This window comes from Pseudomonas baetica, assembly GCF_002813455.1.
In the GTDB taxonomy this organism is placed as follows: Bacteria; Pseudomonadota; Gammaproteobacteria; order Pseudomonadales; family Pseudomonadaceae; genus Aquipseudomonas; species Aquipseudomonas baetica.
This window is the reverse complement of record NZ_PHHE01000001.1, coordinates 2,275,187-2,298,206: the sequence shown is the minus strand read 5'-3', so window position 1 is coordinate 2,298,206 and position 23,020 is coordinate 2,275,187. Positions and strand designations below refer to the sequence as shown.

Below are 23,020 nucleotides of genomic sequence, written 5' to 3'. Positions count from 1 at the left end.
TGCTTGAATCGATACAGCGCCCGGGCGGCTCTCCCGGCACCAATATGCTTACAGGCGGAATTCGTGGCCCAGATACACTTCCTTCACCAGGTCGTTGGCGAGGATGGTTGCGGAGTCACCTTCGGCGATCAGTTGACCGTCGTTGACGATGTAAGCGGTTTCGCAGATGTCCAGCGTCTCACGCACGTTGTGATCGGTGATCAGCACGCCGATGCCTTTGGCTTTGAGGTGGTGGATGATCTGCTTGATGTCGCCGACCGAAATCGGGTCGACACCGGCGAACGGTTCGTCGAGCAGAATGAATTTCGGTGCGGTGGCCAGGGCGCGGGCAATTTCCACCCGGCGGCGCTCGCCACCGGACAGGCTCATGCCGAGGTTGTCGCGGATGTGGCTGATGTGGAATTCCTGCAGCAGGCTTTCCAGCTCTTTGCGACGACCGGCCTTGTCGAGTTCCTGACGGGTCTCGAGGATGGCCATGATGTTGTCGGCCACCGACAGTTTGCGGAAGATCGACGCTTCTTGCGGCAGATAGCCGATACCGGCCTTGGCGCGGCCGTGCATCGGCTGATGGCTGACGTCCAGATCATCGATCAGCACGCGGCCCTGATCGGCCTGCACCAGGCCGACGATCATGTAGAAGCAGGTGGTCTTGCCGGCGCCGTTAGGGCCGAGCAGGCCGACGATCTGACCGCTGTCGATCGACAGGCTGACGTCACGCACGACCTGGCGGCTTTTATAGGCTTTGGCCAGGTGCTGAGCTTTCAGAGTTGCCATTACTGGGTTTTCTCGTCGGTTTTCTTCTTCGGCTGGATCACCATGTCGATGCGCGGACGCGCTTCGGTGACCTTGCTGCCGGTGGCGCGACCGGCGCTGGCCAGCTTCTTCACGGTGTCGTAGACGATTTTCTCGCCCTGGGTGGTGTTGTTGTCCTTGTCGACAACCTTGGCCTTGTCGATCAGCACGACGCGGTTTTGCGCAGCGTGGTACTGGATCGTCACGCCCCAGCCCTGAACGGGTTTGCTGTCGCCAGCGGTTTGCAGTTGCTCGAAGTAGGCGAGGTTGCCCACCGACGTCACGACGTCGATGTCACCGGCCGGGGTGCGGGTGATCGTCACCGTGTTGCCTTTAACGATCATCGAGCCCTGGGTGATGATCACATCGCCCTTATAGGTGGCAACGCCATTCTTGTCGTCCAGTTGGGCATCGTCGGCCTGAATGCGGATTGGCTGCGATTGATCGTTCGGCAGAGCCCAGGCGCTCACGCTTCCCAGTGCTGCGCCCAGACTGAGCAAAATAGGGAGGGTTTTAACGAGCCTCATACTGTCCTCTTACGTTCGATAGCAGGTGTATCCTGCTGTCCTTCAGGTACGCTTTCATTCCAACGCCAGTCGATACACCGCCAGCGCCGTCGATTCTAACGGGTTGCTCGGTCTGCGCATATTCCTGCTGCGGGAACACCGTCATGCGAGTGGAGGTGATCAAGGTGGCGCGGTTCTTTTCATCGGTGCGCTTGATGCGTACTGAATCGATCAGCTCGACTTCGGTGCCGCCGGAATTGACCTCACCGCGTTCGCTGGTCACGTGCCACGGGAAATCCGTTCCGCGGTACATGTTCAGGTCAGGTTTGGTCACCAGCGTGATGTCGGTCGCCTTGATGTGCTCGGCCTTGTCGGAGGTCATTTCATACTGCACTTTGCCGTCTGGCAGGTATTGCACGGTATGCGTGTTGGTTGCATACCAGTCGATAGGCGTCTCCACCGAGGTCACTGGCGGCTTGTCGAGAAAGCGTTCCGGGCTGATGTTCCAGTAGCCGACCGCCGCGAATATCGCAGCAATGCAGCCGAAAAGCAGGAAATTACGAAATTTTTTGCTAAACATGGTTTGGCTCACAGGTACGCGGCGTTGGCCGCATCGAGGCGGCCCTGGGCGCGCAGAATCAATTCGCAGAATTCGCGTGCAGCACCTTCGCCACCACGGGCCAGGGTGATGCCGTGGGCATGTTCGCGCACGAAGGCAGCAGCGTTGGCGACCGCCATGCCCAGACCGACCCGGCGAATCACCGGCAGGTCAGGCAGGTCGTCACCGAGGTAGGCGACCTGTTCATAGCTTAGGCCGAGTTGTTCAAGCAGGCCGTCCAGAACCACCAATTTGTCCTCGCGGCCCTGAAACAGGTGCGGGATGCCGAGGTTTTTCGCCCTGCGTTCTACCACCGGAGTCTTGCGACCGCTGATGATGGCGGTCTGTACCCCGGCGTTCATCAGCATTTTGATGCCCTGGCCGTCGAGGGTGTTGAAGGTCTTGAATTCGCTGCCGTCTTCGAGGAAGTACAGGCGCCCGTCGGTGAGGACTCCGTCAACGTCAAAAACCGCCAGTTTGATCGCTTTGCCGCGTTGCAGCAGATCGGTGTTCATTTACATGACTCCTGCGCGCAGCAGATCGGAGAGGTTGAAGGCGCCGATCGGGCGATCACCTTCGTCCACGACGACCAGTGCGTTGATTCGATGGTCTTCCATGATTTTCAGGGCTTCGGCCGCGAGCATTTCCGGGCGGGCAGTCTTGCCGTGTGCGGTCATCACCTGATCGATGGTGGCGGTGCGGATATCAATGCTGCGGTCGAGCGTACGGCGCAGATCGCCGTCAGTGAAGATCCCGGCGAGCTTGCCGTCGGCTTCGATGATGGCGGTCATGCCGAGGCCCTTGCGGGTCATTTCCATCAGCGCATCCTTGAGCAGGGTGCCGCGTTGTACCTGTGGCAACTCCTGTCCGGCGTGCATGACGTTTTCCACTTTCAGCAACAGGCGACGGCCAAGGGCACCGCCCGGGTGAGAGAAAGCGAAGTCTTCGGCGGTGAAGCCGCGCGCTTCCAGCAAGGCAACCGCCAGTGCGTCGCCCATCACCAGAGCGGCGGTGGTCGAAGAGGTCGGGGCCAGGTTCAGCGGGCAGGCTTCATGCTCGACGTGAACGTTGAGATTCACCTCAGCGGCCTTGGCCAGCGGCGAGGCGGGGTTGCCGGTGACGCTGATCAACTGGATGCCCAGACGTTTGATCAGTGGCAGCAGGGTGACGATTTCGTTGGTCGAGCCGGAATTGGACAGGGCCAGGATCACGTCGTCGCGAGTGATCATACCCATGTCGCCGTGACTGGCTTCGGCCGGATGAACGAAAAATGCCGGGGTGCCGGTGCTGGCCAGGGTGGCGGCAATCTTGTTGCCGACGTGCCCGGACTTGCCCATGCCGACCACGACCACACGGCCCTTGCTGGCCAGAATCATCTCGCAAGCGCGTACGAAATCGGCGTCGATATGGGGCAACAAGCCTTGTACGGCTTCCACTTCGAGGCGAATGGTGCGTTGTGCCGATTGAATCAGGTCACTGGATTGGCTCATGTCAGAAATCGTATAGCCCGATGAAAAAGGCGGCGATTATAGCGGTTAAGTTGAAAAGCCTCACGTAACATCGTCGTGCTTTGTCATTCCTCGTTACCAAAACTCCAAAAAACTGCCTGCACGCCTGTCATATCGCTGAAAGCGGCGGGGTTCAGGCTTGGGCGCTTGGCGTTTGCAGTGATATAGTTCGCCGCCAGTTCGGCCTGCCCGGGATGTACGTGCTTTTTAAATAAAGCCAGGCGTCCGAGTGAGAGGCTGCATCGCAAGGAGTTTAGATGAGTGCCGATAACGCCTACGCGGTCGAGCTGAAGGGAGTCTCCTTCAAGCGCGGTGCGCGCAGCATTTTCAATAACGTCGATATTCGCATCCCGCGCGGCAAGGTCACCGGCATAATGGGGCCTTCCGGGTGTGGCAAGACCACGCTGCTGCGGTTGATGGGCGCACAGTTGCGTCCCGACAGCGGCGAAGTCTGGGTCAACGGCCAGAACCTGCCGAAGCTGTCGCGCAGCGATCTGTTCGATGCGCGCAAGCACATGGGTGTGCTGTTCCAGAGCGGCGCGCTGTTCACCGATCTCGATGTCTTCGAGAACGTCGCTTTTCCCCTGCGCGTTCATACCGAGTTGCCGGAAGAAATGATCCGCGACATCGTCCTGCTCAAATTGCAGGCGGTGGGCCTGCGTGGCGCGATCGAGCTGATGCCCGATGAGCTGTCCGGCGGCATGAAGCGTCGCGTGGCCCTGGCCCGGGCAATTGCGCTCGATCCACAGATTCTCATGTACGACGAGCCGTTCGTCGGTCAAGACCCGATCGCCATGGGCGTGCTGGTGCGTTTGATTCGTCTGCTCAACGATGCGCTGGGGATCACCAGCATCGTGGTTTCTCACGATCTGGCCGAAACCGCGAGCATCGCCGACTACATCTATGTAGTGGGTGATGGTCAGGTACTGGGGCAGGGCACGCCGGATGAATTGATGAACTCGGACGAGCCGCGTATCCGTCAGTTCATGACCGGCAACCCCGATGGCCCGGTGCCGTACCATTTTCCAGCGACGGATTACCGCGCAGATCTTCTGGGGAAGCGCTGATGCGCAAAATGTCATTAATAGAACGCGTACGCCGGTTCGGCGAAGCGGCGATCGACGCCATTGCGGTGTTCGGTCGGGCAACGCTGTTCCTGTTTCACGCATTGCTCGGCCGCGGTGGTATCAGCGGCGGGTTTGGTTTGCTGGTCAAGCAACTGCATTCGGTCGGCGTCATGTCCCTGGTGATCATTGTGGTCTCCGGTATATTTATCGGCATGGTGCTGGCGCTGCAGGGGTTCAGCATTCTGTCGAGCTACGGTTCGGAGCAGGCGGTAGGGCAGATGGTTGCGCTGACGCTGTTGCGTGAGCTCGGGCCTGTGGTGACGGCGCTGCTGTTCGCCGGACGCGCCGGTTCGGCGCTGACGGCGGAAATCGGCAACATGAAATCCACCGAACAACTTTCCAGCCTGGAAATGATCGGCGTCGACCCGCTCAAGTACATTATTGCCCCGCGTCTGTGGGCCGGTTTCATTTCCCTGCCGGTGCTGGCGATGATTTTCAGCGTGGTGGGCATCTGGGGCGGTTCGTGGGTGGCTGTCGACTGGCTCGGAGTGTATGAAGGCTCCTACTGGGCGAACATGCAAAACAGCGTGAACTTCACCAGTGATGTGCTCAACGGAGTCATCAAAAGTATCGTTTTCGCCTTTGTCGTGACCTGGATCGCCGTATTCCAAGGGTATGACTGTGAGCCCACTTCCGAGGGGATCAGTCGTGCCACCACCAAGACCGTGGTGTTTGCCTCGCTGGCAGTGCTCGGCCTGGACTTTATTCTGACCGCTTTGATGTTTGGAGATTTCTGATGCAAAACCGCACCCTGGAAATCGGTGTCGGCCTGTTCCTGCTGGCAGGGATTCTGGCTTTGCTGCTGCTTGCTCTGCGGGTCAGTGGCCTGTCTCCGACTTCGACCACCGACACTTATAAACTTTACGCCTACTTCGACAATATCGCCGGTTTGACGGTCAGAGCCAAAGTGACCATGGCCGGTGTGACCATCGGCAAGGTCACGGCGATCGATCTGGATCGCGACAGCTTCACCGGTCGTGTGACCCTGCAAGTGGATAAAAAGGTCGACAATCTGCCGACTGACTCCACAGCGTCTATCCTGACGGCCGGTTTGCTCGGCGAGAAGTACATCGGTATCAGCGTGGGCGGCGAAGATGCCCGCCTCAAGGATGGCGGAACCATCCACGACACGCAGTCGTCACTGGTACTGGAAGACCTGATTGGTAAATTCCTGCTCAATACCGTTAGCAAAGACGCCAAATGAGGAGCTTTTGAATGATCTCTACCTTGCGACGTGGCCTGTTGGTGTTGCTCGCGACATTGCCGCTGATGGGTACCGCTGTGGCGGCACAGTCGGCGCACGATCTGATTCAGGACACCACGACCCGGATGCTCGCTGATCTGTCGGCCAATAAAGAGAAGTACAAGCAGGATCCGAACGACTTTTATGCTGCACTGAACACTATTGTTGGCCCGGTGGTGGATGCCGAAGGCATTTCCAAGAGCATCATGACGGTCAAGTACTCGCGCAAGGCAACACCTGCGCAGATGCAGACCTTCCAGGAAAACTTCAAGAAAGGCCTGTTCCAGTTCTACGGCAACGCCTTGCTTGAATACAACAATCAGGGCATCACCGTCGATCCTGCCAAGGATGAGTCGGGCGACCGCACCAGCGTCGGCATGACTGTTCGGGGCAGCAACGGCGCGATCTATCCTGTGCAATACACGCTGGAGAAGATCAACGGCGAGTGGAAACTGCGCAACGTGATCATCAACGGCATCAACATTGGCAAGTTGTTCCGTGATCAGTTCGCCGACGCGATGCAGCGTAACGGCAATGATCTGGACAAGACCATCAATAACTGGGCAGGTGAAGTGGCCAAGGCCAAGGAAACCACCGAGCAAGCTGCCGAGAAGCCAGCGCAATGAATGAGGCGGCAGTTCGTATGAGTGATGTCGACGAGCTATTGCTCAGCGGAGTGCTGGACTACCGCACAGGTCCCGACCTGCGCAAGGAAGGTCAGGCGCTGATCAAGTCCAGCAAGGCTTCCTCGCTGGTCATCGATTGCTCGGCCGTGAAGAAGTCCAGCAGCGTCGGCTTGTCGCTGCTGCTGTGCTTCATGCGGGATGCGCAAGCGGCCGGCAAGGCCGTCAGCATCCGCGCGATGCCCGAAGACATGCGCGAAATCGCTCAGGTCAGTGAACTGACTGAACTGTTGGCGCAATCCTGAACCCGCATCAATAAAGAAGCCCCCCGTCAGAGTCCTGCCATGCGGGGTTCGCAGGCGCGGGGCTTTTTTGTATGATGTCCGACCCGTGCGCACAGGGCGCCGATTGAGGTTGAGCATGCAGGCCGTAGAAGTGAAGAGCTTCCTTGAAGGAAAGCTGCCCGGAACGTTGGTAGAAGTTGAGGGCGAAGGCTGCAATTTCCAGCTGAACGTGATTAGCGATGAACTGGCGGCGTTGAGCCCGGTGAAGCGTCAGCAGCAGATCTATGCCCATTTGAACCCATGGATCACCGATGGCAGCATCCATGCGGTCACTATGAAATTTTTCAGCAGCGCGGCCTGGGCCGAGCGCACCTGAGCCTAAGGGCGTCGAGATTCTTATGGATAAATTGATTATTACCGGCGGCGTTCGTCTTGATGGCGAAATCCGCATCTCCGGGGCAAAGAACTCCGCCCTGCCGATCCTGGCTGCCACGTTGCTGTGCGATGGCCCGGTCACTGTCGGCAACCTGCCGCACCTGCACGACATCACCACCATGATCGAGCTGTTCGGTCGCATGGGCATTGAGCCTGTGATCGACGAGAAACTCAGCGTCGAAATTGACCCGCGCACCATCAAGACCCTGATCGCTCCGTACGAACTGGTGAAAACCATGCGTGCGTCGATCCTGGTACTGGGCCCGATGGTTGCCCGTTTCGGTGAAGCCGAAGTCGCATTGCCTGGCGGTTGCGCCATCGGTTCGCGTCCGGTTGACCTGCACATCCGTGGTCTTGAAGCCATGGGCGCGGTGATCGACGTCGAAGGCGGCTACATCAAGGCCAAGGCCCCTGAAGGCGGCCTGCGCGGTGCGCACTTCTTCTTCGATACCGTCAGTGTGACCGGTACCGAAAACATCATGATGGCTGCCGCTCTGGCCAAGGGCCGCAGCGTGCTGCAGAACGCCGCGCGCGAGCCTGAAGTGGTTGACCTGGCGAACTTCCTCAATGCCATGGGCGCCAAGGTTTCCGGTGCTGGCACCGACACCATCACCATTGATGGCGTCGAACGTCTGGGTTCGTGCTTCTACAAGGTCATGCCTGACCGTATCGAAACCGGTACCTACCTGGTGGCTGCTGCCGTTACCGGCGGTCGCGTCAAGGTCAAGGACACCGATCCGACCATTCTCGAAGCCGTTCTGGAGAAACTCCGTGAAGCCGGCGCAGAAATCACCAGCGGTGAAGACTGGATCGAGCTGAACATGCACGGCAAGCGTCCGAAAGCGGTCAACGTGCGCACTGCGCCGTATCCTGCATTCCCGACGGACATGCAGGCGCAGTTCATCTCGCTCAACGCCATCGCCGAAGGCACCGGTGCAGTGATCGAGACGATCTTCGAAAACCGTTTCATGCACGTGTATGAACTGCACCGCATGGGCGCCAAGATCCAGGTTGAAGGCAACACCGCCATCGTTACCGGTACTGAAGTCCTCAAGGGCGCGCCAGTGATGGCGACCGACCTGCGTGCTTCGGCCAGTCTGGTGATCTCGGCGCTGGTGGCCGAAGGCGATACCCTGATCGACCGCATCTACCACATCGACCGTGGTTATGAGTGCATCGAAGAAAAACTGCAGATGCTGGGCGCCAAGATCCGTCGCGTTCCGGGCTGATTGCTGCATCGGGACACAGGGACGTGTCCACTGAATTCGTTTCGAATCGAGGTTTTCATCCGTGAAAACCTCGATGTGTGTCCGGCGCCGATTGCGACCGGACATGAGTACCTTGATAAGGACTGACGTTTCCCATGTTGACCATCGCACTGTCCAAGGGCCGCATCCTTGACGACACCCTGCCGCTTCTCGCTGAAGCGGGCATCGTGCCGACCGAGAATCCGGACAAGAGCCGCAAGCTGATCATTCCCACGACGCAGGACGACGTACGCTTGCTGATCGTGCGCGCCACCGACGTGCCGACCTATGTCGAACATGGCGCGGCCGACCTCGGCGTGGCCGGTAAAGACGTGTTGATGGAATACACCGGCCAAGGCTTGTATGAGCCACTGGACCTGCAGATCGCCCAGTGCAAACTGATGACCGCCGGCAAGATCGGCGCGCCCGAGCCCAAGGGCCGTCTGCGCGTGGCGACCAAGTTCGTCAACGTCGCCAAGCGTTACTACGCCGAGCAGGGCCGTCAGGTCGATATCATCAAGCTCTACGGCTCGATGGAACTGGCACCGCTGATCGGTCTGGCCGACAAGATCATCGACGTGGTCGACACCGGCAACACCCTGCGCGCCAATGGCCTGGAACCTCAGGAACTGATCGCCACGATCAGCTCGCGCCTGGTGGTCAACAAGGCTTCGATGAAAATGCAACACGCCCGTATCCAGGCGTTGATCGATACCCTGCGCAACGCAGTGGAATCGCGACACCGCGGCTGATCTACCTGCGCGACCTTGAGTCGCGCCCGTCTATCCGCCTCATAGCCAGAATCTCAGGTGCCCAAGCGGAAACGACTGCTAAGTTAGGGCGCCTGAGTTTTTGCCATTCCTATGAGGCTCTCGCTATGACCGCACCGACTGCAATTCGCCGACTCAACGCTGCTGACCCGGATTTCGCGCATCATCTGGATCATCTGCTGAGCTGGGAAAGTGTGTCTGACGACTCGGTCAATCAGCGCGTGCTGGACATCATCAAGGCCGTTCGCGAGCGCGGTGACGCGGCCCTGGTCGAGTTCACCCAGAAGTTCGACGGCCTCGAAGTTGCCTCGATGGCTGACCTGATCCTGCCGCGCGAGCGTCTGGAACTGGCCCTGACCCGCATCACCGTGCCGCAGCGCGAAGCACTGGAAAAAGCCGCGGCCCGGGTGCGCAGCTACCACGAAAAGCAGAAGCAGGATTCCTGGAGCTACACCGAAGCCGACGGCACCGTGCTGGGCCAGAAGGTTACCCCGCTGGATCGCGCCGGCCTGTACGTGCCGGGCGGCAAGGCGTCGTACCCGTCGTCGGTGTTGATGAACGCCATTCCGGCCAAGGTTGCCGGTGTGACCGAAGTGGTCATGGTCGTGCCGACTCCGCGCGGTGAAATCAACGAACTGGTGCTGGCGGCGGCGTGCATTGCCGGCGTCGATCGGGTGTTCACCATCGGCGGCGCGCAAGCGGTAGCGGCTCTGGCCTATGGCACCGAAAGCGTGCCGAAAGTGGACAAGGTCGTTGGGCCGGGCAACATCTATGTCGCCACCGCCAAGCGCCACGTGTTCGGTCAGGTCGGCATCGACATGATCGCCGGTCCTTCGGAAATTCTCGTGGTGTGCGATGGCCAGACCGACCCCGACTGGATCGCCATGGACCTGTTCTCCCAAGCCGAGCACGACGAAGACGCCCAGGCGATTCTGGTCAGCCCCGACGCCGAGTTCCTCGACAAGGTCGCCGCGAGCATCGACAAACTGCTGCCGACCATGGATCGCGCAACCATCATCGAAACCTCGATCAATGGCCGCGGCGCGCTGATTCATGTGCGTGACATGGCCCAGGCTATTGAAGTCGCCAACCGCATTGCGCCGGAGCACCTGGAGCTGTCGGTCGCTGACCCGCAAGCCTGGCTGCCACAGATCCGCCACGCCGGCGCGATCTTCATGGGCCGTCACACTTCCGAAGCGCTGGGCGACTACTGCGCAGGCCCGAACCACGTGCTGCCGACTTCCGGCACGGCGCGTTTCTCCTCGCCGCTGGGCGTGTACGACTTCCAGAAACGTTCGTCGATCATCTTCTGCTCCGAGGCCGGCGCCTCCGAGCTGGGCAAGACCGCTTCGGTGCTGGCCCGTGGCGAATCGCTGAGTGCCCACGCGCGCAGCGCCGAATACCGCATCATTGACGACAAGCAGGGGAACTGAGCATGAGCAAATTCTGGAGCCCGTTCGTCAAGGATCTGGTGCCTTACGTGCCGGGCGAACAGCCGAAGCTGACCAAACTGGTCAAGCTCAACACCAACGAAAACCCGTACGGCCCATCGCCAAAAGCCTTGGCGGCGATGCAGACCGAGCTCAACGATAACCTGCGCCTGTACCCGGACCCGAACAGCGACCTGCTGAAAAATTCGGTTGCCCAGTACTACGGCGTGCAGAGCAATCAGGTGTTCCTCGGCAACGGTTCGGACGAAGTGCTCGCGCACATTTTCCACGGTTTGTTGCAACACGATCAGCCGATCCTGTTCCCGGACATCAGCTACAGCTTCTATCCGGTGTATTGCGGTTTGTACGGCATCAAGTTCGATGCGGTGCCACTGGATGCGCAGTTTCAGATCAACCCGGCGGACTATGCAAAGCCAAATGGCGGGATCATTTTCCCGAATCCGAACGCACCGACCGGTTGCCTGCTGGCGCTGGATGCGGTTGAGCGGATTCTCATCGCCAGCCCGAATTCGGTAGTGGTTGTGGATGAGGCTTACATCGATTTCGGTGGCGAGACGGCGATCAGTCTGGTGGATCGTTATCCGAACCTGCTGGTGACGCAGACCCTGTCCAAGTCCCGTTCGCTGGCTGGCTTGCGCGTCGGTCTGGCGGTCGGGCATCCGGACTTGATCGAGGCGCTGGAGCGGATCAAGAACAGCTTTAACTCTTATCCGATTGATCGATTGGCGAATGTCGGTGCGGCAGCGGCGTTCGAGGATCGCGAGTACTTCGACAAGACTTGCCGTCTGGTGATCGAGAGCCGTGAGTGGGTGGTTGCGCAGTTGCAGGCCAAGGGCTTTGAAGTGCTGCCGTCGGCGGCGAACTTCATCTTCGCCCGGCATCCGCAACACGATGCGGCAGGGTTGGCGGCCAAATTGCGCGAGCAGGGCGTGATCGTGCGGCACTTCAAGCAGGAACGGATTGCCCAGTTCCTGCGTATTTCGATTGGCACGCCGGAGCAGAATCAGGCGTTGATCGAAGGTCTGGGCGAGCTCTAAACCGCCTTCGCGAGCAAGCCCGCTCCCACCTTTAACCGCGTCTCTTCAGATGGAGCACGGTCATATGTGGGAGCGGGCTTGCTCGCGAATGGAGCGCCACCAATAGCAATGTCCTACTCGTGATGCGGCTCGCCGAGGAAGGTCAGCGAGGTGAACAAGCCGCGACTGTTAACGTCCGGGCTGTCCTTCACCGGCACCTCAACCTGCGCCGCAATCACATTCAGCCCTTCATTACGCACCAACACCTGCGCACGACCGTCCTTGTCGGTCTCGGTGCTCAGGGTATTCGGCGCACTGCGATAGTCACCGATCAACTTCACCCCCGCCGCCGGTTTGCCATCGAGCAACACGCGCACCGGCAATGACTTGCCCGGCCCGACCGTCAGCGGATCAACTTCCGGCAGAATCAGCAGTTTGATCTGATCGAGCTTGGGCAACTTCGCCCCGGGCTGATAAATCGCCAGGCTGTACTTGAAGGTCTCCGTCGCTTCGACCGCGCCCGGGACTTTGCTGCGTCCCTGGTTAATCCACTTCTTGTCAGCGGTTTGCGACCACATGCCGTTGTTCAGCGCCACAGCCATCACCGCCGGTGTTTTCAACGGTTTCAGGCGTGCGTGATCGGCCAGACGCTCGACGCTGACCGGGATCATTTTGCCGCCGGCATCATAGGCCCAGGCGCCGCTTATTTTCTGCGCCTTGAAGGCATTGTCCTCGGCGCCATGGCCGTAGATCACTTCGATGTTACCGCGTCGTTGTTCGGTCCACAGGCCATGGGCCGAGGCCTGAGTGGCGAACAGTGCGGCGATGATCAGCAGGGTTTTGCGGTAGTGCATGTTGACGTCCTTTTACAGGTTGAGTGTCAGGCTGACGGTGAAATTGCGCGGCTCGCCGGGGTTGACCCAGTAATTGCTGTAAGAGCGCTCATAGTATTTTTCGTCGAAGAGGTTGTTCAGGTTCAGGCCAACGGTGACGTTGTCGCTGGCCTTGTAATGGGCCAGCAGATCGACGGTGTGATAGGCCGGCATTTCAAAATCACCGCCGGCCTCACCGGAGCGATCGCCGACATAGGTGAAGGCCGCGCCGACGTCCGAGCCACGTAAATGACCATCCTGAAACTCGTACACACCGAGCAGGCTTCCGCTGCGTTTGGCCACGCCGAGGATACGGCTGCCGGTCGGGATCGCCGCGTCGCCCTTGGTCACTTCAGCGTCGATGTAGGCGAATGCGCCGATCACCCGTACTGCATCGGTTACTTGCCCGGTCACTTGCCAGTCGAAACCGCGACTGCGTGCCTTGCCCATGGCCCGGCTGGTGTCGGTGCCCGGGTCGAGGGCGAGGACGTTTTCCTTGTCGATGTGGAAGAAGGCGAGGGTACTGCTCAGGCGTTCGTCGAACAGTTCGTTCTTGATGCCGATTTCGTAACCGACGCCTTCTTCCGGATCGAAGGATTTGCCGGAGGCATCGAGGCCGTTGTTCGGTTTGAACGAGGTCGAGGCGTTGGCGAACAGGCCGGTGTTCGGCGTCAACTGATAGAGCAGGCCGGCGCGTTGGGTGAGGGCGTCGTGGGTCTGCTGGCTTTTGGCGTTGCGGGTGTGATCGTCGATGCGTTGATCAAAGTGCTCGAAGCGCGCGCCTATCATTCCGCGCAGTTTGTCGCTGAAGACGATTTGATCCTGCAGGTTCAGCGCATGGCTTTCGACGTGTTCGAAAAGGTCGGTACCGGAGCGGGCGCCGTTGGGTTTCGGTTGGCCGTAGATCGGCTTGTAGAGGTCGATCGCGTAAGGGCCACCAGCGATGGTGGTGACGCGCTCGTTCTTGCGGTAGTTCTCGTACTCGCTGCCGATCAGCAATTCGTGTTGCCACGGGCCGAGGTCGAACAGACCGCGCAATTCCAGTTGGGTGATGCTGTCGTGCCAGCGGGTGTCGCGCTCGCGATAGCGTCGGTTGAGCGTATGGCCATCGGCGTTCAGCGCCCGGCTCTCGGACGCGTCGCCCCAGAGTTTGCCTTCCTTGTAATGGCTGGCCAGACGCAGTTTCCAGGCGTCATTGAGGTGATGTTCGAGGGTGGCCTGAAGCAGATTGTTGTGGTTGTTGATGTTGCCGTCGTTGGGTTCGCCGAGGAAGGTCGAGCGCGAAACGCCGCTCCACTTGTTGTTCGGCGCGACGATGCCACGGTCGAACGTGGAGTTGTGGCGGACGATTTCGCTTTCCACCAGCAGCGATGTGTCGGGATTGAGTTGCCAACTGATCGAGGGCGCGACGAACACGCGCTGGCTGTCGACGTGATCGCGGAAGCTGTGGTTGTCCTCGACGGCGAGGTTGATCCGCGAGAGCACATCACCCTGTTCATCGAGTGGCGTGTTGACGTCCAGCGCGGTGCGATAGCGATCCCAACTGCCGGCGCTGGTTTGCAGGGTGGTAAAGGCTTCAGGTTGCGGTTTCTTGGTGACGATGTTCACCGTACCGCCCGGATCGCCTCGGCCATACAGGCTGGCGGCGGGGCCTTTGAGCACTTCGATGCGCTCGATGTTGGCGGCGTCGGGGGTGGCCGGGTAACCGCGATTGGCGCTGAAGCCGTCCTTGTAGAACTCCGAGGTGGTGAAGCCGCGCACGCTGTATTCGTAGAGGGTCAGACCGCCGAAGTTGTTCTGCTTCGAAACGCCGCCGGCAAAGTCCAGTGCGCGTTCGACGCTGGTACTGCCCAGATCCTTGAGCACGCTGGCGGGCACCACGCTGATGGCCTGGGGAATATCGCGGATCGCGGTGTCGGTTTTGGTGGCGCTGGACGAGCGGGTCGCGCGGTAGCCTTTGACGGGACCGGTGGCGGATTCGTAGTCGGAGGTGACGCTGATCGCTTCAAGTTCGAGCGGCTGCGGTTCTTCGGCGAAGGCCGGTTCACCCAGCAAGGCAAGGGGCAAACCCAGGGTCAGGCTGAACAGCGAGGCCTTTTTTCGAGACGACATGTTATGTTGTTCCAATGATTAAATTGAAACAATATAACATGCCTGTTGAGAATGTCTGTTATTCGCGCCGATGACGCGAATAAAGTCTTATTTTTCTTTTTCCTGCACCGGTGCGGGTGGTGGGCGCAGTCCGATTTCAGCCGTAAGCTTGATTTCCTTGCCGTTGCGCATTACCTGAATCGTTACTTTATCGGTCGGTTTGATCCGCGCCACCTGGTTCATCGAACGGCGGCCATCACCGGCCGGTTCGCCGTCGATGCTGAGGATCACGTCGCCCAGCTGCAGGCCGGCCTTCTGCGCCGGGCCATCGCGGAAAATCCCCGCCACGACAATCCCCGGCCGCCCGGACAAGCCAAACGACTCGGCCAGCTCCTGAGTCAGTGGCTGCACTTCGATGCCCAGCCAGCCACGAATCACCTGACCGTGCTCAATGATCGACTTCATCACTTCCATCGCCAGTTTCACCGGGATGGCAAAACCGATGCCTTGTGAACCGCCGGACTTGGAGAAGATCGCGGTGTTGATACCGGTGAGGTTGCCGTTGGCGTCGACCAGCGCACCACCAGAGTTGCCGGGGTTGATCGCTGCGTCGGTCTGGATGAAGTCTTCGTAGTTGTTCAAGCCCAGTTGATTGCGCCCGGTGGCGCTGATGATGCCCATGGTCACGGTCTGGCCGACGCCAAACGGGTTACCGATGGCAAGCGCGACGTCGCCGATACGGATGTTGTCGGAACGGCCGACAATGATTGCCGGAAGGGTTTTCAAGTCGATTTTCAGGACGGCGAGGTCGGTTTCCGGGTCGCTGCCGATCACTCGGGCGAGGGTTTCGCGGCCATCCTTGAGCGCCACGACAATCTGATCGGCGCCGCTGGTCACGTGGTTGTTGGTCAGGATGTAGCCTTCCGGGCTCATGATCACACCGGAGCCGAGGCTCGACTCCATGCGCTTCTGTTTCGGCGAGTTGTCGCCGAAGAAACGGCGGAACTGCGGGTCTTCAAACAGCGGATGAGCCGGTTTGTTGATGACTTTGGTGGTGTAGAGGTTGACCACCGACGGCGCGGCGATCGTCACCGCATCCGCATAGGACACCGGCCCCTGCTGCACGCTGGTGGTTTGCGGAGCCTGTTGCAGGTTGACGTCGAGGCTCGGTAGCCCGACCCACTGCGGGTAACGCTGAATAATCAACAGAGCGATCAGCACACCGGCCAACAGCGGCCAGCCGAAAAAACGTAGCGCCTTGAGCATTAAGCACGTCCTGGAAAAGTTGCAGGCGGGGTCAGACCGCCCATAATGTCGCGCATTATACGAGGCCGCGCGTGCCTCTGAACGGGATATTTAGGAGTCTTTCATGGCCGTCGCCCTCAGCACCCTCGTCGAAGAAGCCGACCGTTACCTTGGCAGTGCGAAAATTGCCGATTATTGCCCCAACGGCTTGCAGGTCGAGGGGCGTCCGCAGGTGATGCGCATCGTCAGCGGCGTGACCGCCAGCCAGGCCTTGCTTGACGCCGCTGTCGAAGCTGAAGCCGATCTGATACTGGTGCACCACGGTTATTTCTGGAAGGGTGAAAACCCGTGCGTCACCGGCATGAAGCAGCGCCGACTCAAGACCCTGCTCAAGCACGACATCAGTTTGCTCGCCTATCACCTGCCCTTGGATCTGCATCCGGACGTTGGCAACAACGTGCAGTTGGCCCGTCAACTGGACATCACCGTCGAAGGCCCTCTGGACCCGGACAACCTGAAAATCGTAGGTCTCGTCGGTTCGCTTAACGAGCCGATGACCCCGCGCGATTTTGCCCGCAAGGTCCAGGAAGTCATGGGTCGTGAGCCGCTATTGGTCGAAGGCAGCGCGATGATTCGCCGGGTCGGTTGGTGCACCGGAGGCGGTCAGGGTTATATCGATCACGGTGTGGCAGCGGGTGTCGATCTGTTTCTCAGCGGTGAGGCCTCCGAGCAGACGTTCCACAGCGCCCGGGAAAACGACATCAGCTTCATTGCCGCCGGCCATCACGCGACCGAGCGCTATGGCGTCCAGGCATTGGGCGATTACCTGGCGAAGCGCTTTGCCCTCGAGCACATCTTCATCGATTGCCCGAATCCGATCTGAGGTTAAACATCTCTCCAATGTGGGAGGGGGCTTGCTCCCGAATGCGGTGTGTCATTCGAAATCATCGTCGAATGACACACCGCATTCGGGAGCAAGCCCCCTCCCACAGGAAAAGCGGCTGTGCGCCCAAACGAGTGGGCATATTCATATACCCTTTCGATCTAGTTGGCGTCCTGATTAGAAGAGGTCGCTGTGCTAGGATTCCCCGCTCGAACACGGCCCGCTGGCCGTTCATAAGAAAGCTTTCGTGAGTAGCCATGGTCGACAAACTGACGCATCTGAAACAGCTGGAGGCGGAAAGCATCCACATCATCCGCGAGGTGGCCGCCGAGTTCGACAACCCGGTGATGCTGTACTCCATCGGTAAAGACTCCGCCGTGATGCTGCACCTGGCACGCAAGGCGTTCTTCCCGGGCAAACTGCCGTTTCCGGTGATGCACGTCGACACCCGGTGGAAATTCCAGGAGATGTACAAGTTCCGCGACAAGATGGTCGAAGAACTGGGCCTGGATCTGATCACCCATATCAACCCGGACGGCGTGGCGCAGAACATCAACCCGTTCACCCACGGCAGCGCCAAGCACACCGACATCATGAAGACCGAGGGCCTGAAGCAGGCACTCGACAAGCATGGTTTCGACGCAGCGTTCGGCGGTGCCCGCCGTGATGAAGAGAAATCCCGCGCCAAAGAGCGCGTGTACTCGTTCCGCGACAGCAAGCACCGCTGGGATCCGAAAAATCAGCGTCCAGAGCTGTGGAACGTCTACAACGGCAAGGTCAACAAGGGCGAATCCATTCGTGTGTTCCCGTTGTCGAACTGGACCGAACTGGACATCTGGCAGTACATCTACCTCGAAGGCATCCCGATTGTGCCGCTGTACTTCGCCGCCGAGCGCGAAGTGATCGAGAAGAACGGCACGCTGATCATGATCGACGACGAGCGCATCCTTGAGCATCTGTCCGATGAAGACAAAGCGCACATCGTCAAAAAGAAAGTGCGTTTCCGCACCCTTGGCTGCTACCCGTTGACGGGCGCGGTGGAGTCCGAGGCCGAAAGCCTGACGGACATCATTCAGGAAATGCTCCTGACGCGAACTTCCGAGCGCCAGGGCCGTGTCATCGACCACGATGGCGCCGGCTCCATGGAAGATAAAAAACGTCAAGGCTATTTCTAAGGGGCTGTCATGTCGCATCAATCTGATTTGATCAGCGAGGACATCCTCGCCTACCTGGGCCAGCACGAACGTAAAGAGCTGCTGCGCTTTTTGACCTGCGGTAACGTCGATGACGGCAAGAGCACCCTGATCGGGCGCCTGCTGCACGACTCCAAGATGATCTACGAAGATCACCTGGAAGCGATCACCCGCGACTCGAAGAAAGTCGGCACCACCGGCGAAGACATTGACCTGGCATTGCTGGTCGACGGCCTGCAGGCCGAGCGTGAGCAGGGCATCACCATCGATGTCGCCTACCGCTACTTCTCCACCGCCAAGCGCAAATTCATCATCGCCGACACCCCCGGCCATGAGCAGTACACCCGCAACATGGCCACCGGTGCGTCCACCTGTGACCTGGCGATCATTCTGGTCGATGCCCGTTACGGCGTGCAGACCCAGACCCGTCGCCACAGCTTTATCGCCTCGCTGCTTGGGATCAAACACATCGTTGTTGCCATCAACAAGATGGACTTGAAAGACTTCGATGAGGGCGTGTTCGAGTCGATCAAGGCCGACTACCTGAAGTTCGCCGAAGGCTTGAAGATGAAGCCGACCAGCATGCACTTCGTGCCGATGTCGGCTCTCAAGGGCGACAACGTGGTGAACAAATCCGAGCGCTCGCCTTGGTACACCGGCCAGTCGCTGATGGAAATCCTCGAGACCGTGGAAGTGGCGGGCGACCGCAATTTCACCGATCTGCGTTTCCCGGTGCAGTACGTCAACCGTCCGAACCTGAACTTCCGCGGTTTCGCCGGCACCCTGGCCAGTGGCATCGTCAAGAAGGGCGACGAAGTCGTGGTGTTGCCGTCGGGCAAGAGCAGCCGCGTGAAATCCATCGTCACCTTCGAAGGTGAACTGGAACACGCAGGCCCCGGTCAAGCGGTGACGCTGACCATGGAAGACGAAATCGACATCTCCCGTGGCGACCTGCTGGTGCATGCCGACAACGTGCCGCCGGTCACCGACAGCTTCGAAGCGATGCTGGTGTGGATGGCTGAAGAGCCGATGCTGCCGGGCAAGAAATACGACATCAAGCGCGCCACCAGTTACGTGCCGGGCTCGATTGCCAGCATCGTCAACAAGGTCGACGTGAATACCCTTGAAGAAGGCCCGGCGAGCGCGTTGCAGCTCAACGAAATCGGCAAGGTGAAGATCGCGCTCGATGCGCCGATCGCCCTCGACGGTTACGAGAGCAACCGCACCACCGGCGCATTTATCATCATCGACCGTTTGACCAACGGCACCGTCGGTGCCGGCATGATCGTCGCTCAGCCGCTGGCTCACGGCACGGCTTCGCACCACGGCAAACTGGCGCATGTTGCCACTGAAGAGCGCGCTCAGCGTTTCGGCCAGCAACCGGCCACTGTGTTGTTCAGCGGTCTGTCGGGCGCGGGTAAGAGCACGTTGGCGTATGCGGTCGAGCGCAAGTTGTTCGACATGGGCCGCGCAGTGTTTGTGCTCGATGGTCAGAATCTGCGTCACGACCTCAATAAAGGTCTGCCACAGGATCGCGCCGGCCGTACCGAGAACTGGCGCCGTGCTGCGCATGTTGCGCGTCAGTTCAACGAGGCGGGCCTGCTGACGCTGGCGGCATTCGTCGCGCCTAGCGCCGAAGGCCGCGAACAGGCCAAGGATCTGATTGGCAAGGATCGTCTGCTGACGGTTTATGTGCAGGCTTCGCCGACCGTGTGTGCCGAGCGTGATCCGCAAGGGTTGTATGCGGCGGGTGGCGATAACATTCCGGGCGAGTCTTTCCCGTACGATGTGCCGCTCAATGCCGATCTGGTGATCGACACCCAGTCGCTGACGCTGGAAGAAAGCGTCAAGCAAGTGCTGGATCTGCTGCGTAAACGTGGCGCGATCTAAGCACTGAAGCTGCGACAAGCTTCTAGCGGCAAGAAAAAGCCCGCCGATGAGCAATCATCGGCGGGCTTTTTTTTATTCGGGCATACGGCGATCAAAACTGTGGGAGCGAGCCTGCTCGCGAAAGCGTTATCTCATTCAACATCTTTGCAAGCTGATCCACCGCTTTCGCGAGCAGGCTCGCTCCCACAGGGGGTTAGTGTTTGGCTGGATATTCGCGGTGCATCTGTTCCAGCAGTGCATCCTTGTCCAGCCACAGCTGATTGATCCAGCCCTGGAACTGCAGGCGGTATTCGCCGTCCTGATCGTAATTCTTGCCAATGAATTGCTGGGGAATCTTCAGCTCTTCAAAGTGCACCACTACGTCCCGCACATTGCCGCACAGCAGGTCCCAGAATCCCGGACGCCCGGCCGGATAGTGGATGGTCACGTTGACGATCGATTCCAGCTGTTCGCCCATGGCATCGAGCACAAAGGCAATGCCGCCGGCCTTGGGCTTGAGCAGGTATTTGAACGGCGATTGCTGCTGGGCATGCTTGTCTTCAGTGAAGCGTGTGCCTTCGACGAAGTTGAAAATCCCCACCGGGTTGTCGCGAAATTTCGCGCAGGTCTTGCGGGTGGTTTCCAGGTCTTTGCCTTTCTTCTCTGGGTGCTTTGCCAGGTAGGCCTTGGAGTAGCGTTTCATGAACGGGAAGCCGAGTGCCCACCACGCCAGACCGATCACCGGCACCCAGATCAGCTCCTGCTTGAGGAAGAACTTCAGCGGCTGAATGCGCCGGTTGAGCACGTATTGCAGCACCAGAATATCGACCCAGCTCTGATGGTTGCTGGTGATCAGATACGAGTGTTTGTAGTCCAGACCCTGCAGGCCGCTGAGGTGCCAGCGGGTGCGGCGCACCAGGTTCATCCAGCCTTTGTTGTTGCTGATCCACGCTTCGTGGGTGTGGCTCATCAGCCAGAGCGATGCGCGTCGGGCGAGGCTGAATGGCAGCACTTTGATCAGCGCCACGCAGAACAGAAACGAGCAGAGCAGAATCGTGTTGAGCGCCAACAACAGTGAGGCGATCACGCCGCGCAGCGGTGCAGGTAGAAAATCCAGCATTTACACATCCATAGGTCGGTTGGCGGCTTGAATCGCGGTGAGGGCGATGGTGTAGACGATGTCATCGACTTGCGCGCCGCGCGGCAAGTCGTTCACCGGTTTACGCAGGCCTTGCAGCATCGGGCCGAGGCTGACGCAGTCGGCGCTGCGCTGCACGGCTTTGTGGGTGGTGTTGCCGGTGTTGAGGTCGGGGAACACGAACACGGTGGCGCGACCGGCCACCTGGCTGTTCGGAGCCAGTTGCCGGGCGACTTCCGCGTTGGCGGCGGCGTCGTATTGCAGTGGGCCATCGATCAGCAACGAGTGCTGTTGCTCGTGGGCGAGCAGGGTGGCTTCGCGGACTTTTTCGACTTCTTCACCTGTGGCCGATTCGCCGCTGGAGTAACTGATCATCGCCACGCGCGGGGTGATGCCGAACGCGGCCGCCGAGTCGGCGCTTTGCAGGGCGATCTCGGCCAGCTCCGATGCGCTTGGGTGCGGGTTCATCACGCAGTCGCCGTAGACCAGCACTTCTTCCGGGAACAGCATGAAGAACACCGACGACACCAGCGTGCAGCCTGGCGCCGTTTTAATCAGCTGCAAGGCCGGGCGAATGGTGTTGGCGGTGGTGTTGATCACACCCGAAACCAGCCCGTCGACTTCGTCCAGTGCGAGCATCATGGTGCCGATCACCACGGTGTCTTCCAGTTGCTGCTCGGCCATTGGCGCGTTGAGGCTTTTAGTCTTGCGCAGGGCGACCATCGGCTCGACGTAGCGCTCGCGGATCAGGTCCGGATCGAGGATTTCCAGGCCTGGCGGCAAGACGATGCCTTGCGCGCGGGCCACGGCTTCGACGTCCTCGGGTTTGGCCAGCAACACGCAACGGGCAATCCCGCGTTCCTGACAGATGGCCGCCGCCTGCACGGTGAACGGTTCGCTGCCTTCGGGCAGGACGATGCGTTTGTTCGCCGCCTGGGCGCGCTGGATCAATTGGTAACGGAACACCGCTGGCGACAGGCGCATTTCCCGTGGCGTGCCACAGCGTTGGTGCAGCCAGTTGGCGTCGAGATGGCTGGCGACAAAATCGGTGATGATCTCCGCGCGCTCGCGGTCGTCGATCGGGATTTCCTTGTTCAGGCCGTTGAGCAGGTTGGCGGTGTCGTAGGAGCCGGTGCTCACCGACAACACCGGCAGACCGGCCTGCAACGCGCCACGGCACAAGTCCATGATGCGCGGGTCGGGCAGGGTGTCGCTGGTCAGCAGCAGGCCGGCCAGCGGCACGCCGTTGATCGCCGCGAGGCTGACCGCGAGGATGATGTCGTCGCGATCGCCCGGCGTTACCACCAACACGCCAGGCTTGAGCAGCTCGACGGTGTTGCGCATGGTTCGCGCGCAGATAATGATTTTGGTCATGCGTCGGGTTTCGTAGTCGCCGGCATTGAGCACTTGCGCGCCCATCAAGTCGGCGACGTCGCGGGTGCGCGGCGCGTTGAGTTCCGGCTGGAACGGGATGCAGCCGAGCAGGCGGAAATCACCGCTGCGCAGAAGTGGCGAATGTTCCTTCAGGCGCGTGGCGAAGGCGTCCATGCTCTCGTCGGTCTTGACCTTGTTGAGGATCACGCCAAGGACTTTCGGGTCCTTCGGGCCTCCGAACAATTGCGCCTGCAACTCGACGCGGCCGGAGAGTTCGGCGAGCACTTCGTTTTCCGGCGCCGAGACCAGGATCACCTCGGCATCGAGGCTTTTGGCCAAATGCAGATTGACCCGCGCCGCGTAACTGGCGCTGCGGGTCGGCACCATGCCTTCAACCACCAGCACGTCTTTGCCGACAGCCGCTTGCTGATACAGGGTAATGATTTCTTCCAGCAACTCATCGAGCTGACCGTCGCCGAGCATCCGCTCGACATGGGCCAGGCCCAGCGGTTGCGGCGGTCTCAGGCCATGGGTACGTGCCACCAGTTCAGTGGAGCGCTCAGGCCCGGTGTCGCCCGGATGCGGCTGGGCAATCGGTTTGAAGAAGCCGACTTTCAGCCCGGCGCGCTCCAAAGTACGCACTAGCCCGAGGCTGATGGAGGTCAGGCCCACGCCAAAATCGGTGGGTGCGATAAAAAAAGTTTGCATGCGAATTCTCTAAGGGTGCATGGCAATGGCCGTCGCCTATAGCTGAC

Annotated in this window: 23 protein-coding genes; 13 read left to right on the top strand and 10 right to left on the bottom strand. The window is 59.9% G+C overall.

Annotated features, from left to right (window positions below):
* Positions 1-48: 48 nt before the first annotated feature.
* Genes lptB through ATI02_RS10525 form a run of 5 tightly spaced genes read right to left on the bottom strand, consistent with a single transcriptional unit; the run spans position 49 to position 3,386 of the window.
* A complete protein-coding gene (gene lptB / locus ATI02_RS10545) occupies positions 49-774 on the bottom strand; it encodes an LPS export ABC transporter ATP-binding protein (protein WP_007953572.1) in 726 nt (241 codons plus the stop codon).
* The gene (gene lptA, locus ATI02_RS10540) at positions 774-1,319 is read right to left on the bottom strand and encodes a lipopolysaccharide transport periplasmic protein LptA (RefSeq protein WP_100846232.1); all 546 of its coding nucleotides are present in this window, start codon (positions 1,317-1,319) and stop codon (positions 774-776) included. Before lptA ends, lptB begins: the two co-directional genes overlap by 1 nt.
* Positions 1,306-1,878 carry an LPS export ABC transporter periplasmic protein LptC gene (lptC, locus tag ATI02_RS10535; RefSeq protein ID WP_100846231.1) on the bottom strand — a complete coding sequence of 191 codons (573 nt, stop codon included), beginning with the start codon at positions 1,876-1,878 and terminating at the stop codon, positions 1,306-1,308. Before lptC ends, lptA begins: the two co-directional genes overlap by 14 nt.
* A gap of 8 nt (positions 1,879-1,886) precedes the next feature.
* Positions 1,887-2,411: a KdsC family phosphatase gene (locus ATI02_RS10530; protein ID WP_095190859.1), complete on the bottom strand. Its 525-nt coding sequence runs from the start codon at positions 2,409-2,411 to the stop codon at positions 1,887-1,889.
* Entirely contained in the window at positions 2,412-3,386 is a 975-nt protein-coding gene (locus tag ATI02_RS10525; RefSeq protein WP_095190860.1) for a KpsF/GutQ family sugar-phosphate isomerase, read from the bottom strand.
* A gap of 275 nt (positions 3,387-3,661) precedes the next feature.
* On the opposite strand from ATI02_RS10525, the gene ATI02_RS10520 reads away from it, so the two are divergent.
* The 10 genes from ATI02_RS10520 to hisC all read left to right on the top strand — a co-directional run bounded on the left by ATI02_RS10520 (position 3,662) and on the right by hisC (position 11,621).
* Complete coding sequence (locus ATI02_RS10520; protein WP_100846230.1) at positions 3,662-4,471, top strand: ATP-binding cassette domain-containing protein; 810 nt, start codon at positions 3,662-3,664, stop codon at positions 4,469-4,471.
* Positions 4,471-5,268 carry a lipid asymmetry maintenance ABC transporter permease subunit MlaE gene (gene mlaE, locus ATI02_RS10515; RefSeq protein ID WP_100846229.1) on the top strand — a complete coding sequence of 266 codons (798 nt, stop codon included), beginning with the start codon at positions 4,471-4,473 and terminating at the stop codon, positions 5,266-5,268. The genes ATI02_RS10520 and mlaE overlap by 1 nt, the downstream gene beginning before the upstream one ends.
* Positions 5,268-5,735 carry an outer membrane lipid asymmetry maintenance protein MlaD gene (mlaD, locus tag ATI02_RS10510; RefSeq protein ID WP_095190863.1) on the top strand — a complete coding sequence of 156 codons (468 nt, stop codon included), beginning with the start codon at positions 5,268-5,270 and terminating at the stop codon, positions 5,733-5,735. Before mlaE ends, mlaD begins: the two co-directional genes overlap by 1 nt.
* Positions 5,736-5,746: 11 nt before the next feature.
* Positions 5,747-6,400 carry an MlaC/ttg2D family ABC transporter substrate-binding protein gene (locus ATI02_RS10505; protein WP_095190864.1) on the top strand — a complete coding sequence of 218 codons (654 nt, stop codon included), beginning with the start codon at positions 5,747-5,749 and terminating at the stop codon, positions 6,398-6,400.
* Positions 6,397-6,702, top strand: a complete 306-nt coding sequence (locus ATI02_RS10500) for an STAS domain-containing protein (RefSeq protein ID WP_095190865.1) — start codon at positions 6,397-6,399, stop codon at positions 6,700-6,702. The genes ATI02_RS10505 and ATI02_RS10500 overlap by 4 nt, the downstream gene beginning before the upstream one ends.
* Positions 6,703-6,817: 115 nt before the next feature.
* Positions 6,818-7,057, top strand: a complete 240-nt coding sequence (locus ATI02_RS10495) for a BolA family protein (protein WP_007912386.1) — start codon at positions 6,818-6,820, stop codon at positions 7,055-7,057.
* A 22-nt stretch (positions 7,058-7,079) separates the two neighbouring features.
* The gene (gene murA, locus ATI02_RS10490; protein ID WP_095190866.1) at positions 7,080-8,345 is read left to right on the top strand and encodes a UDP-N-acetylglucosamine 1-carboxyvinyltransferase; all 1,266 of its coding nucleotides are present in this window, start codon (positions 7,080-7,082) and stop codon (positions 8,343-8,345) included.
* Between the two features lie 134 nt (positions 8,346-8,479).
* Positions 8,480-9,115 (top strand): ATP phosphoribosyltransferase, encoded by a 636-nt coding sequence (gene hisG / locus ATI02_RS10485; protein WP_007912384.1) that lies wholly within the window; start codon positions 8,480-8,482, stop codon positions 9,113-9,115.
* Between the two features lie 125 nt (positions 9,116-9,240).
* On the top strand, positions 9,241-10,566 hold the full coding sequence (gene hisD, locus ATI02_RS10480; RefSeq protein WP_100846228.1) for a histidinol dehydrogenase: 1,326 nt from the start codon (positions 9,241-9,243) through the stop codon (positions 10,564-10,566).
* Between the two features lie 2 nt (positions 10,567-10,568).
* Positions 10,569-11,621, top strand: a complete 1,053-nt coding sequence (hisC, locus tag ATI02_RS10475) for a histidinol-phosphate transaminase (RefSeq protein ID WP_095190868.1) — start codon at positions 10,569-10,571, stop codon at positions 11,619-11,621.
* Positions 11,622-11,734: 113 nt separating this feature from the next.
* Here hisC and ATI02_RS10470 read toward each other — a convergent pair whose 3' ends face one another.
* The 3 genes from ATI02_RS10470 to algW all read right to left on the bottom strand — a co-directional run bounded on the left by ATI02_RS10470 (position 11,735) and on the right by algW (position 15,829).
* Positions 11,735-12,454: a DUF4198 domain-containing protein gene (locus ATI02_RS10470; RefSeq protein WP_095190869.1), complete on the bottom strand. Its 720-nt coding sequence runs from the start codon at positions 12,452-12,454 to the stop codon at positions 11,735-11,737.
* A gap of 12 nt (positions 12,455-12,466) precedes the next feature.
* On the bottom strand, positions 12,467-14,584 hold the full coding sequence (locus ATI02_RS10465; RefSeq protein ID WP_100846227.1) for a TonB-dependent siderophore receptor: 2,118 nt from the start codon (positions 14,582-14,584) through the stop codon (positions 12,467-12,469).
* Positions 14,585-14,671: 87 nt separating this feature from the next.
* Positions 14,672-15,829 (bottom strand): Do family serine endopeptidase AlgW, encoded by a 1,158-nt coding sequence (algW, locus tag ATI02_RS10460; protein WP_095190871.1) that lies wholly within the window; start codon positions 15,827-15,829, stop codon positions 14,672-14,674.
* Positions 15,830-15,932: 103 nt separating this feature from the next.
* Here algW and ATI02_RS10455 point away from each other — a divergent pair, with 103 nt between their 5' ends.
* The 3 genes from ATI02_RS10455 to cysN all read left to right on the top strand — a co-directional run bounded on the left by ATI02_RS10455 (position 15,933) and on the right by cysN (position 19,774).
* Positions 15,933-16,691: a Nif3-like dinuclear metal center hexameric protein gene (locus ATI02_RS10455; protein ID WP_095190872.1), complete on the top strand. Its 759-nt coding sequence runs from the start codon at positions 15,933-15,935 to the stop codon at positions 16,689-16,691.
* A 257-nt stretch (positions 16,692-16,948) separates the two neighbouring features.
* Positions 16,949-17,866, top strand: coding sequence for a sulfate adenylyltransferase subunit CysD (gene cysD, locus ATI02_RS10450; protein WP_100846226.1), 918 nt, complete (start codon positions 16,949-16,951; stop codon positions 17,864-17,866).
* Between the two features lie 9 nt (positions 17,867-17,875).
* Positions 17,876-19,774: a sulfate adenylyltransferase subunit CysN gene (gene cysN / locus ATI02_RS10445; RefSeq protein WP_095190874.1), complete on the top strand. Its 1,899-nt coding sequence runs from the start codon at positions 17,876-17,878 to the stop codon at positions 19,772-19,774.
* 193 nt (positions 19,775-19,967) lie between these two features.
* Here cysN and ATI02_RS10440 read toward each other — a convergent pair whose 3' ends face one another.
* Both ATI02_RS10440 and pta read right to left on the bottom strand, forming a co-directional pair.
* A complete protein-coding gene (locus ATI02_RS10440; RefSeq protein ID WP_100846225.1) occupies positions 19,968-20,873 on the bottom strand; it encodes a 1-acylglycerol-3-phosphate O-acyltransferase, YihG family in 906 nt (301 codons plus the stop codon).
* Positions 20,874-22,973, bottom strand: coding sequence for a phosphate acetyltransferase (gene pta, locus ATI02_RS10435; RefSeq protein WP_095190876.1), 2,100 nt, complete (start codon positions 22,971-22,973; stop codon positions 20,874-20,876). It lies immediately after the preceding gene.
* Positions 22,974-23,020: the final 47 nt, after the last annotated feature.